Origin of the sequence: Nitrosopumilus sp. b3, from assembly GCF_014078525.1 — an archaeon.
In the GTDB taxonomy this organism is placed as follows: Archaea; Thermoproteota; Nitrososphaeria; order Nitrososphaerales; family Nitrosopumilaceae; genus Nitrosopumilus.
Genome location: NZ_MU078694.1, coordinates 1 through 12,555 on the forward strand (window position 1 = coordinate 1; position 12,555 = coordinate 12,555).

The window sequence follows — 12,555 nt, forward strand, 5'->3', positions numbered from 1 at the left end:
TCATTGATAGGATTTAGTGGTATGGGAGTATATCATGGCGTGTGTTTGCCATGATCAAACATGATTCAAAAATGAAAAAGAAAAAATCGGTAAACCAGTATTAGTGGTTTAACCCAAGTCTACTACCGATGTGGTAATTGTTGGAACTTGTCTTTCTACAGATAGTGAAGCTCCAGTTGCTGGAATGATTTCAGCTCTAATTGTATCTAGAGCAGCAGGTCTGTCAGCAGCTTTGTATGCTATTGTCAATACTGCGTGTTCTCCTTGATCCAAAATTGCATTGGTGTTGGTTTGTACTGACCAATAGATGAATGCTGAAGTTGCATTTGGAGAGTTTCCAGTTGTTGGATGACTAGCAATGTATCCAGAATTAATTGCCTCTGTGAGTGCAAGTGACAATGATCTCTTTTCTGCTGCATTGATTGGACCAGAGTAAATATCATCATACTCTACAGTATTGCTGAGGTATTTTACAGCAGTAGTGGAAGCCCCTAAATCAACTGCTTCGCCACCTGAGGTGATCTTAATTGGAAATGCAGTTGCATTTAGAACTGGTGTAGTGGCACAGCCTCCTGCAGAGGTAGTACATCCAACTGCAGTAACTTTACCTGCAACTTGCATGCTGCTACCTGATTCTTCTAATCCTGCAATGATTGTAGTCTTTGCTTTCTGTGATGTAGTAAATCCCATGTTAAGTACAACAAATGCTAAGGCTGCTGCTACGATTACAAATGCAATCATGACTATTGCAGACTCTACACCGATGACTCCACGATGAGAATGTCGCGTTCCCTTTCGTTGTAATTTCATTGATAGGATTTAGTGGTATGGGAGTATATCATGGCGTGTGTTTGCCATGATCAAACACTTTAAACAATTATTCTAAATGAATATTTTTGAAGAAATTTAACGAATCAGAAAATTCTTTTTCTGTTATTACTTCATCCCCATACCAGCATAATGCTTTTTTGTACCAATTTGGTAATTGCATTTTTTCAAACATAAAATTATCCTCTGATTTGAAATCTTGACAAAATTCTAAATACTTTGATTTTTCATATGACGCATCTTTTGGAATTTTTAATGGCATACTAGTAGATTCACTAGGAACACCATAAACTAATTTCATCATATAATTTTCATCTTTTTTCCATATGGGTTCTGAAATATCTATGGATGTGTTAAAAGATGCATCAGGCTCAAATGAATGGCCTTTTTGATAAACGAGGTTACCCTCACTATCATATATTAAAATCTCATATTCTGTTTTACCAAAATCTGTATCTACTAGTCCTCCAATAGATAATATTTCATTTTCAAGAATCTTATATGATATATCTAGTGTGGAATAAAATATATCTGGTCTATCTTCGAAAAAGATTTTCCCTGTAAACCAAGGATGTATTTCACAAAAATAATAATATCCTGCAAAACCATTAAAATCTAAAGAAATGGTATAATCCTTTCCGGGAGAAATTGTTTCTGTTGCAAAGTATTCTCCCGAATAATCGGGATGATTGGGTACACCACTAACAATTTTATGAGTAGTGATATCATTATTTTGCCAAGTTATATTGTCTCCTGAAAATATCGGTAGTTCTCTAGGCTGAAACAATTCTTTTTTTTCAAGATCCTCGTAAGGATTTATGAATACAGTCCATGAATTTTCTGCATATGCTGAGAATATGATAACTGGTGTAATCATGAATAATCCTAATGCTCCGATAATCAATTTTTGAATCATCATTTAATCATAAAATGTTTGTAATTTGTAGTATTGTTTGATCAAAATAAACAAAATAAAAAAGTAAAAAACCTGGTTATCTTTTAGGATTAACCAAGATCTACTACCGATGATGATATGTTTGGAACTGTACGCTCAATTGACAGTGGTGCACCAGTTGGAAGAATGACTTCTGCCCTGATTACATCAAGTGATTGTGGTCTCTCTGATTCTGAGAATGCAATTGCTAACATACCGTGTTCTCCTTGATCCAAGATGAAGTTGTCATTTCTATTCACATTGAAATAGAATATCGCTTTTGTGGAATTTGGACTGGTAGCATTTACAGGGTTTGAATCAATATATCCTGCAATAACTGATTGACGCATTGCCTCTGCTAATGTGTCATATGTCCCTGTTGAGATTGCACCTGCATAGATATTTCCATGCTCCACACTGTTACTAAGATAACGTATAGCAGCATTTGCGGGATTTAGGTTAATTGATGATCCTCCTGAGACAATCTTTAGTGGAATTGCTGTTGCATTAAGTTTTCCTGCAGTGATGTGGCCTGAACCAATAATCTTCCCTGCAATCTCTAATGCACTACTTGCTTCATCTGCACTTGAGACTATGGCGTTTTTTGTTTTTTGCGTAGTTGAGAATCCCATGTTAAGTACAACAAATGCTAAGGCTGCTGCTACGATTACAAATGCAATCATGACTATTGCAGACTCTACACCGATGACTCCACGATGAGAATGTCGCGTTCCCTTTCGCTGTAATTTCATTGATAGGATTTGGTATGATGTTAGTATATCATCGCGTGTGTTTGGAGTGATCATACAACTTTATAGAATTACAGTGTTCGTTTGTAAAAAACACACAGTATCTAATTATGTCAAAATTTATTGTGATATTAATGAAAAATCAACGACTTCTATGTTATAGAGCCCAAAATAATAGATCAGATAAATACCATGAATACTCAGAGGAGAAAGTCATATGTTAAGTAAAGAAGAAATTTACAATTCTCTAGTTCATTTTGGTTTAGAAGAAATTGATGCCAAAATCTATGTTGGCCTTCTTCAGATGGGTTCTGTAACTGTTGGTACGATGGCACAAAAACTAAATGTGGATAGAGGAAAGGCATACAGATCCTTGAATAAGCTCAGAAACATGGGTGTTATTTCGACTACCTTCTCAAACCCTACAATCGTAAATGCTGTAGAACCATCTGAAGCATTAACCAGTGTAATTCAAAAGAAGGAAGATGAAATTGTAATGCTACAAAAATTGGCAAGAACTGTAATTGAAAGTCTCCATAATTATGAAAATAATGTGGCCGCAACTGACATGTCCTCTTTTTCAATTGTTCAAGGAAGATCCAACATATACACTAGAATTGGAAAACTAATCCAAGAATCTAACGAGAAAATCTTTCTTGTTACAACTTCTGATGATTTGATGAGGATGTATCATACGTCTATCCCAGATAAAATTCATGCAAAAGTATCTTCAGGTGGTGAAGTGAGAATAATCACTAATGACTGTGATACAAAAACCATGGAAATTATTGAACAATTAGGTACAACTGATGTTAAAATTGGAAAACTACCTTCAAAAAGTAGAATGATAGTAGAATCAAAGAATCAACTAATAATGTCAGGAGCTATGAAAGAATCAATGGATCTTAATGATGATGTTGACTCTATTATGTACACTAATTCTGAAGAGATGGTTGAAAACATGTTTAGTTTGTGCACTCATCTATGGAAAAAATCAAAACCAATGGAAATCTTATCTTCCAATTAATTTTTTCTTTTTTATTTTAATAATTCTTTAAACTCAAACATATTAGATATACTTTCAAAAATTACTTCATTTGATGCTATTAGTTTGAATACATCATTGGTTTTAACTACCTTAGATAAAATTTCAATTGCCTGTTTTGTATTTCCTTGGAGCATTTGAATTTTTGATTTTTCAAATTGTGCGTAATTGTAAAGAGTATCTGTTTCTGGAATTTGCTCTAAACAAAGAATAGCATCATCATATTTTTGTTGGGAAAAACATGCCATTGATTTCTTTAAAATTATTTTAGAATTCATGGGACAAATGCTTATTGCTCTATCAAAAAAATCCACTGCTTTCTCAAAATTATTTAAAATAAGGTGAATTTTGCCTAATTCGTATAATGTTTGAGCATTTGTTTTGTTGTTTTTAATTAATTCCATGCAAATTTGCCCTGCCTCTTCATGACGACCTAGAATTGATAAAAGATGTGATTTTCTTTCTAAAATTACATCAGATGATGATTTTGTTAATAACTGATTTGTATATGCTAATCCCTTCTCATAATTCCCAACTTTTAATGAAATTTCCGCAGCCTTCTCTAGAGCTTCTGTGTTTTCAGGATCTGATTTTAATATGTTCTCTATACATAGAAGAGCCTCCTGAAATTCCTGTTTTTGCTCAAAGATTTTAGCTTTGTAAATTAGCGCAACATTGTTGGTTTTAGTTTTTCCTAAAATCTCATTAAAAATACTTAGTGCATTGGAAGATTTATTATTGTTAAATAATAAAATTCCTTTCTTCAACAATTGATCTCTTGGTTCTGATGTTGATTCTACCAGTTGGTCACAACACTCTATTGCGTCATCTAATTTTCCACTTTTTTCTAATAATTGAATTTTGTAATTCAATGCATCCTTATGGTTTGGAGAAATCTCTAAAATTTTTTCAAAATTTGACATTGCTTCATTAGGATTACTAATCTCCATGTTAGTTTTGCCTAAAAGTAGATGTGCCTCTATATGATTTGGTGTTTTATTCAATATTTTTTCAAAATGTATGATTGCTTCATTATAATTTTCTACTGAAACATGTGCCTTGCCTAAAAGTAGATGTGCCTCTATATGATTTGGTGAAATTTCTTCAAGTTTATTCAAATATACTATTGCTTTTTGATGCTCATTTTGATTTAAGAAAGTTTGACCCAATAATAATAATGAATCTACATGATCATGATCTTCAAGAATTCCCTCTAATACTTCAACACCATTTTGAATATTTCCCATTTTCACAAGTGATTTTGCTAGATAGAATTTCGTATCTATATTTTCTGATTCTAAATCTAATGCCCTCTGAAAATGTTTTACTGCCTCGGCAAAATCTTGTTTTGCATACATTATTTTGCCTTTCATAAAAAATGCCTCTGGAATATTTTTGTAAGTAGATAAAGCCTCATTATAACATGTAATCGCATCATCTAATTTTGACAGTTTAAAGAGACAAAGGCCCTTATTACATAATGCTGAATATGACTGGGGGTTTTTTACTAATGCACTTTCATAATACCTTAATGCATCTGAAAATTTCCTGCATGCAAGAAAATAATTAGCAAGATTTAGGTCATCTGTAAAATCTTCAAAATCATCATCTCCATCAATATCGTCTTTGATCCTCTCTCTTGATTCTAACAACTTCTCAACTTTTGATCTTACCTCTGTATCAATTTGAGGTAATTTTGGAAATAATGTTCTATATGAGACCTTATTTTCCTCCAAAATACTGCCAATTAGTCCATTTACCATCTTAAATTTAACCAATGCAGAATTTGCAGACATTCCTTAAGATGAGATTTTTGTTGTAATAGCATTCTGTACGTTCAATTTGTTTAAACTGAGTATTTTTTTGAAATTATTTGTGCGTTCAATTTGGGTGAACTGATGATTATAATGTTCATTTGGGTTGTTTATATATTGAAATCTATACTATTTGGAATACTATTTTTGTTGTCTATCACAATTATAGATAATTCGTTTGCCATTGTAAATGATTATGATTTAGAATATGATTTACTGCCAAAAAAAATTCATGAAAATGATGTAGTTACTTTGGAAGTTTATAATTCTCATGGTGAACAAGTTTCATTAGAGAAAATCCAAAATCTAAAAGTAGAATCTCTTGATAAATCCGTAATTGATGTAATTGATTTAGAAAAAAAACATTCGTACAAAACTATAGTGAAATTAAAGGCTTATGGAGAAGGTGAAACAATCCTCTATGTTTTTACTGAAGGCTCCAAATCATTGGAAATCCCTATTGAGGTATATGGGAACAATATTCCGAATAAACTTTCTCTAAATTTATTTCCAGATGTATTTGAAATAGGTGAAAATAATCAAGGTATTTTATCTGTTTTACTAACTGATGATAGTGGAATTCCGACAAGAGCAGATAAAGACTATCTGATAAAACTGAGTACTTCAAAACCTGGAGTTGTTTCCTTTTCTGAATCAAACATATTCATCCCTCAAGGTGAATTTGAAACTAAACAAACTTTTAGAGTAGATAAAGAAGGGGTTATTACCATATCTGCAAAGTCAGGTGATCTTGAGTCTTCTGAATTATTGACAGTTGAAGAATCAACTGAAAAAGAAATTCAAATATATGTGATTCCTAAAGATATCAGTTCTTCAAATACTTCAAGTGGCCATTTAATTGCACAGTTATTTTCAGAAGGATCTCTGATTAAGGCAACAGAGGATATTACCCTTTACTTTGAAATTGAGAGTTCAACTGACTCTGAAACCATTAACACAAGTACAGATGCAAATTCAATAAATCCTAAAGGATATTTTCAAATTAAAAAAGGACAGACCTATGGGCACGAATTATTCTCAATTCAAAAAGGTGAGACTGATTCCTATACAATTACAGTGACTTCGCAAAACCCGTTAATTATAGTTGAAGATACTTTTGATACAATTGATGTTGAACTATATGGAAACAAAAATGTAAAATTTGAACCCTTAGCTGTTCTTTCCGATGGTTCAAGACAATTAATTGGAGTTATTTATCTGGAAGATGAAAATGGTCATCCTGTAACTGCTGATAGAGACATTGTGGTACCATTTACCACATCTGATAAATCAATATCAATTGAAAACTCAATAATAAAAAAAGGATTTGAATCTTCTTTGGTGTATGGAAATATGGGATATTTTGTCCCTACTGATTCTGACATTGCCCCAAATATTCCTAATGCGGAAGTTGTTACATTGGATATTCATGGATATGAAGAAGATTCTGTATCGCTGAAGACTTTTGTGTCTACGGATCATTTTCTAAAAGGTGAACAACATTGGATTCTTGTTTATATGGAATCTTCTGATGGGTTATTCCAAATACCCTTAGAACAACAAATAGAAATTTCCAACTCTGACATCTTTATAGTGGATACAGAAAATATTCAAACTTATCCCTACTTTACTCTAATTCCTATCACAGCAATTGATTCAGGGGATGAAGATTTGGTAATTAATATTGACAACTTTGAAACTAGCATTTCTCTTTCAAGTATTTCATCAAAACCTGATTCCTTGATCCTTGATTACCCAGAAAAACTATTCAACGGAGTAAAAGATACATTTGTTTTACAAATTTTAGATTCCCAATCATTACCTGTGAAAATAGATTATGGTGTTGATGTCAAAATATTTTCCTCAGATCGTTCCATACTTGATTTCCCAAAAAATGTGACTCTGTCTCATCAATCTAGTTTCATACAGTTAGATTTAACACCAAAATCATCTGGAACCGTTGAAGTTACTTTCATTTCTGAAGGATTACCAATACTTACAGAGGAGATCGAAATTGAAGAAATCACTCCTACGCTAGAAATTACAAGTGCTGATATTGTTGAAGCGGGAGATTCTTTTCTTGTATCTATAATCGCAAAACAAAATGGACTTCCTCTACAAAATGCCCCTGTCATATGGGAATTTGAAGGTGGATTTGCAACTATCAGTGATGGTTCTACAGGTCCGACTGGGGAGGCTATGGCATCAATCATTTCTACATCTGGTGAGTCTGTTAAGATTTTAGCAAGTATTAATGGTCCTATTCAATCTGCATTTGCCTCCAAAATTGTCAAAGTTAATGCAACAACTATGAGTATCACTGAAGAATCAGATGACACATTTAAAAAACCAGATGTTGGTGGTTTTGATCCTATATTGATACTAGTTCCAGCAATAATTATTGGAATGGTATTATACATGAAGAAAAAATCAAAGTAAATATTTTTTAAGTTTTTTTATTTAAACTTCTGCAAGTTGTTTTAATTTCTTTAATATTGCATCATTGTATTGAATAGTATCTTCAGGTGTACAATTAAGCATATGTCCGTTAGTTATTTGATAGAATTTCCAATCTCCACAAATAGTATTATCTGTCATTTCTGAATTATTATATTCCCAATCAAAACCATCAATAATATATGAATCAGGAAATGCTGGTCCACGTTCAAGAATCATTGTATTTTCTTCATAATTTATTCTAACTTTGGAATCTAAGGAACCTGGATATAGGTAAATTACATTTGGATGTGATGTGATTGCTAGAAATTCATTCTCTGTTACAAATTGGTTATGCAACAAAATCACTGAATTAAAATTATTCAAAATTTCCGGATTTTTGTCAATATCTATGTCGTCGATTACACTATATCCTAAAAATTCTAAAATTCTAAAGCTTTTTGCTCCCACTGAAAAAATAGGATCGTAATACTCTTCAATCTCGACTTTAAAACATGTTTCACAACGACCCATGTTGAAATCATGTATTCCTCCCCATGAATATGCCGTTTGGGTAAGGATGGGATATACTACTGCAGTTTTTTCAGGAGCACTCAATTCTGTATATTGCTCAAAAAATCGTGTTTCTGGCATTTGTGATATCCTGTAATCTTCAAAATCATTATTCGCATTTATGGCGTCTGAAGAACCTGTTTTTAAAATAATCAGTACTGATAACATAATTAAAATTGAACAAATCATGATTTTTCTATTAAATACCAATGTTTGTTATGTCTAAATTTAATAGAAAAATAACTATCTGTTCATATTAAACAATATCAAAAGTTCGTTCACGATGAACAGACTCGGATATATCGCTTTATTCTAACCAACTAATTTCAATGTTAAGAGTGGGAAATTATTTAAAATTTAAAGAATTTATGCACTTTAATCGTTCAAAACTAAAATCTTCAAAAAAAGTATCTAAAATAAAACATCAAAAATCTATACTTGTATTACAAATTGGGATATTGATTTTTTTTGGAGGTTATTTTACAGGACTACCTACATCTTCTGGTGAAAATGAAGAATTACTGAATTCTATTGGTTTGTTTAATTCTGAGCATATTGTTGAAAATTTAAGAGGGGATTCAATAAGTCTCTCAAAATATTGGAGACTTCCTCAAGGGACGACTCTTAGCGTCAATATACTTAACCCCGTTTCAATTTCTGATGAAACTATTTCAATTATTAAAGAATCAATCGTGTCTACTGAAAAAATTGATATTGAAGATTCATTATTACATAAAGGGCCGCAAAATTCGTTTTCAAATTATTATGTTGGTTGGGCAGGAGCTCTTGAAAATACTGGAGATACAAAAATTCCTATTCCTAAAAATTTTGAAGTTTTAAACTCACAACAATCAAATGGTGATATTGTAGTGATTCTTTCAAATATTAAAGATCGTTCTGGAAATACTGGTTATACAAAAACAATTCTTGAAGGAGATGAAATTGTCAAAGCATTCATTACAATTTATGATGTTGACTCTCTTTCAAATACACAACTTGGAACAATAATGAGACATGAATTTGGTCATGCAATTGGATTGGGTCACTCTACTGCCCCTGAAGATCTCATGGCTCCCACTATTGATATGACTTACCCATATATTTCCGAATGTAATATTGATGCTATTGTTGATTTGTATAATGAAGATTCCGATGGAACAACAATTTGTGAAAAATGAGCTTAGTTTCAACAAACAAGTCTTGATAACATAAAACTCGGTAAAATAGAAATGGTCAAGAAATTATTAATTGCAGAAGATAACAAGTTTACTGCAATGCAATATAAAAAATTCTTTGAAGCAAATGGTTATGATGTTGACATTTTTAATAATGGTCTTATTTGTTTTCAAAAATTTGAAAATGAGTTAAGATATAAGAAAATTGTATTAAAAGACAAAACCCCCCCATATGATTATGTAATGCTTGATCAGGATATGCCAAAAATGACTGGTTCAGAGGTTTCTGAAAAGATCCATAAACAATGTCCGAGACAACGAATAATTTTCTTATCTGCTTATGGTCAGAACATCATGCAATCAAATGAAAGCACAAAGGATTCATATCTTCAGATAATGCAAAAGCCTTTTTCTTTGGAATTCTTGTTAAACAAAATTACTCCTAAATCATTTTCTAGTATTAAAAGATCTAGTCAAGAAAATAATTTGTTAACTGCTACTCAAAGCCCGGAAACAATCAGGTAAATTTTCTACATTACGTAAAATTTGGTATGTGAATTAAGGCTGAGAGTTGAATGTATCTTTTTTTGGTATTTTTATTGTAAAGACTGTTGGGGATGATGTAACAAATAATCTTCCATCATGACCTGTTATGATTGATTTAACACTTGCTAGTCCCAATCCCGTTCCTTGTTGTTTTGTTGTGAATAACGGCTCAAAGATATCTTCGATTAAATCACTTGGAATCCCTTTTCCTGAATCCTTTATCTTGATAATTATCTCTTCTATTCTCTCATCGTAATTAATTTCAATGGTACCTTTTCCTTCAATTGCTTGAATCGCATTTAAAATTAAATTACTAATTGCAACTGCTAGTCGTTTTTTATCACATGTAAATTCAAAATCATTTTTTGAAATTTCAAAATAAATTCTATCTGGGAGATTGATTGAATCTAGTGCATCAGAAATTACTTCTGACATCTGTGCTTTTTCAAATCTGAAAGGCTCTTTTCTAATAAATCCTAACACATCATCTATCTGATGAGAAATTCTATCTATGGCTCTCTCCACTCTGTCAAAATGTTTGGTTTCGGATTCGTTTTTACCGTACATCATTTTGAGATTTTCAAGTGAAACTCTGATTATAGAAAGTGGATTTCTTATATCGTGGGATAGTCTTGCTGCAAGTTCTCCTATTGTAACTAATTTATCCTGTTTGGTTAACTTCTTTGATTGCTCTTCAATAATCTCATTTGATTTTTGTAATTTATCCATTGCTTCTTTCATTCTATTTTCCTCTACTTTTTGATCTGTTATATCAAAACGTATTGCAATATATTCAAAAATTTCATCATTACTATTTTTGATTGGTACTATTGTTGCAATATTCCAAAACATTTCTCCATTTTTTCTTTGATTGCATATTTCTCCTCTCCATACTTCACCTTTTGAAATGGTTGCCCATAATTCATCATAATATTCTATTGTGTGTATTCCACTTCGCAATGCTAACAAACTTGTTCCAATAATTTCTTTTTCAGAATAACCAGAAACCCTACAAAATTTTTCATTTACATGTGTGATGATGCCGTCTTTGCTCATTACTGTAACAATTGATGATTCATCTATTGCTTTTCTTAGATTTATTTCTAAAAGATCTCTCTCTCTATCCTCACCATTTATTATTTCTTTTTTCATATCTTAGAATAATTCTTATTCACTATGATATATCTAGTTATTAACTTATGAAATTTATTTCTATAATTTTTAATGTTTTTTGGTGATTGTTTTATCTTCTTTCTTCAGATTTGATTTCCCATTTCTTAGACCCAAATCTGGATGTTTCCAATTCCAAATGACCTATGACTTTTTCACCTTTGAGAACTTTTGCATAGTCTGATTTCTTTCTACGAATGATTCTTGCTACTTCTTTATACCCCCCTTCTATCATTTTGATGCCAAATCTCTTTCCAGCTTTAGAAATTAATTTTCTACTTTTAATTGAATCATCTGACAATGATAATAAATCAAAATCCCCAAAATTTTCTGTGGACAAAATATTGTTCTCAAATTTTACCTCTAATTTTAAACCTGTAGATATTGCTTGCTCATTTAACCATTCTGCAACTCTCTGACCATTACCTTTCTCGGCCCCATAAACTTGATCTTTCATGTAATTTCTGATTATATTGTATTAATATGATTTTTCAATAATTATGTCTGCTGAATCCATTATTTGGTTTTATTCCAGTTTGGAATCTATTTTTCCTCCATTTTTCCACCGAATCTATAACTTTTCTTGTGATAATATTAGTATGTACAAAATATCCTTGCATTTGGGCACTTGTATTGTTACACGCCAAAATAAACCTGCATCATATTGGACAGTTTTAAGTCACTATGGAATTACTCACACTGATCTTCAAAAATTGAATTTGTCTTATGAAGAACTTTATGAGATCTATAAAACTATTCAACGACATGAAGAAATTCGTGAATTCCTTAAAAATTTAAAAGAAAAAATCGCAATGACTGCTAAAAATAACAATGTTTCATAAATAAATTCACACTTTTCATATTTTCTGAAATCTGAACAGGTTGAATACTTTGTACATACAACAGCCCATTAACTAATGTACTGATATAATGTTGTCATCGATAACTCTCAATGGGATGTCGCGTCCTTTGCGACTCCCCCTTTAGGGGGATTATAATCTAAAAATTGAACAGTAACATTGATCTGAAATCTGATTTGTTTTATCTGAACAAACCAGATGATTTATCTATTCTACTTTAAACAATTCTATGGTAAAAATATCATGCAATAACTATGGATATGATTGTAGTTTTGAAATTAACGGCAATACTGATGAAGTAATAAAAAAATATCAAAAACACTCTTTTGATGAACATGGAATTGAGTACAGCGAGGAAGGACTTGATCAATTGCTTCTTAGAATGAAGAATTAATCTTCTTAACTGCTTGGGTTTCTTGCAAGAA

General features: G+C 31.6%; 13 protein-coding genes. 6 read left to right on the plus strand and 7 right to left on the minus strand.

Annotated elements, in window-relative coordinates; genetic code table 11:
• Positions 1-108: 108 nt before the first annotated feature.
• From C6990_RS01875 to C6990_RS01885, 3 genes are all read right to left on the minus strand, one after another.
• Positions 109-810, minus strand: coding sequence for an archaellin/type IV pilin N-terminal domain-containing protein (locus C6990_RS01875; protein WP_182128067.1), 702 nt, complete (start codon positions 808-810; stop codon positions 109-111).
• Between the two features lie 67 nt (positions 811-877).
• A complete protein-coding gene (locus C6990_RS01880) occupies positions 878-1,744 on the minus strand; it encodes a cupredoxin domain-containing protein (protein ID WP_255465103.1) in 867 nt (288 codons plus the stop codon).
• Positions 1,745-1,833: 89 nt separating this feature from the next.
• The gene (locus C6990_RS01885; protein WP_182128068.1) at positions 1,834-2,514 is read right to left on the minus strand and encodes an archaellin/type IV pilin N-terminal domain-containing protein; all 681 of its coding nucleotides are present in this window, start codon (positions 2,512-2,514) and stop codon (positions 1,834-1,836) included.
• A gap of 214 nt (positions 2,515-2,728) precedes the next feature.
• Between C6990_RS01885 and C6990_RS01890 the strand changes: the two genes are divergently transcribed.
• Positions 2,729-3,538: a TrmB family transcriptional regulator gene (locus C6990_RS01890; protein WP_182128069.1), complete on the plus strand. Its 810-nt coding sequence runs from the start codon at positions 2,729-2,731 to the stop codon at positions 3,536-3,538.
• Between the two features lie 11 nt (positions 3,539-3,549).
• Here C6990_RS01890 and C6990_RS01895 read toward each other — a convergent pair whose 3' ends face one another.
• Positions 3,550-5,352 (minus strand): tetratricopeptide repeat protein, encoded by a 1,803-nt coding sequence (locus C6990_RS01895; protein WP_182128070.1) that lies wholly within the window; start codon positions 5,350-5,352, stop codon positions 3,550-3,552.
• Between the two features lie 135 nt (positions 5,353-5,487).
• Here C6990_RS01895 and C6990_RS01900 point away from each other — a divergent pair, with 135 nt between their 5' ends.
• On the plus strand, positions 5,488-7,809 hold the full coding sequence (locus C6990_RS01900) for an Ig-like domain-containing protein (RefSeq protein WP_182128071.1): 2,322 nt from the start codon (positions 5,488-5,490) through the stop codon (positions 7,807-7,809).
• A 21-nt stretch (positions 7,810-7,830) separates the two neighbouring features.
• On the opposite strand, the gene C6990_RS01905 is transcribed toward C6990_RS01900, so the two are convergent.
• On the minus strand, positions 7,831-8,460 hold the full coding sequence (locus C6990_RS01905) for a hypothetical protein (RefSeq protein WP_255465104.1): 630 nt from the start codon (positions 8,458-8,460) through the stop codon (positions 7,831-7,833).
• 257 nt (positions 8,461-8,717) lie between these two features.
• On the opposite strand from C6990_RS01905, the gene C6990_RS01910 reads away from it, so the two are divergent.
• Positions 8,718-9,557, plus strand: a complete 840-nt coding sequence (locus C6990_RS01910; RefSeq protein ID WP_255465105.1) for a matrixin family metalloprotease — start codon at positions 8,718-8,720, stop codon at positions 9,555-9,557.
• 51 nt (positions 9,558-9,608) lie between these two features.
• The gene (locus C6990_RS01915) at positions 9,609-10,079 is read left to right on the plus strand and encodes a response regulator (protein WP_182128074.1); all 471 of its coding nucleotides are present in this window, start codon (positions 9,609-9,611) and stop codon (positions 10,077-10,079) included.
• A gap of 33 nt (positions 10,080-10,112) precedes the next feature.
• Here the strand turns inward: C6990_RS01915 and C6990_RS01920 are convergent, their stop codons facing one another.
• Both C6990_RS01920 and C6990_RS01925 read right to left on the minus strand, forming a co-directional pair.
• Complete coding sequence (locus tag C6990_RS01920; protein ID WP_182128075.1) at positions 10,113-11,252, minus strand: two-component system sensor histidine kinase NtrB; 1,140 nt, start codon at positions 11,250-11,252, stop codon at positions 10,113-10,115.
• A 91-nt stretch (positions 11,253-11,343) separates the two neighbouring features.
• Positions 11,344-11,727 carry a hypothetical protein gene (locus tag C6990_RS01925; protein WP_182128076.1) on the minus strand — a complete coding sequence of 128 codons (384 nt, stop codon included), beginning with the start codon at positions 11,725-11,727 and terminating at the stop codon, positions 11,344-11,346.
• A gap of 142 nt (positions 11,728-11,869) precedes the next feature.
• Between C6990_RS01925 and C6990_RS01930 the strand changes: the two genes are divergently transcribed.
• Entirely contained in the window at positions 11,870-12,112 is a 243-nt protein-coding gene (locus tag C6990_RS01930) for a hypothetical protein (protein ID WP_048118971.1), read from the plus strand.
• A gap of 247 nt (positions 12,113-12,359) precedes the next feature.
• The gene (locus C6990_RS01935) at positions 12,360-12,524 is read left to right on the plus strand and encodes a DUF1059 domain-containing protein (RefSeq protein ID WP_182128077.1); all 165 of its coding nucleotides are present in this window, start codon (positions 12,360-12,362) and stop codon (positions 12,522-12,524) included.
• The last annotated feature ends 31 nt before the right edge of the window (positions 12,525-12,555 follow it).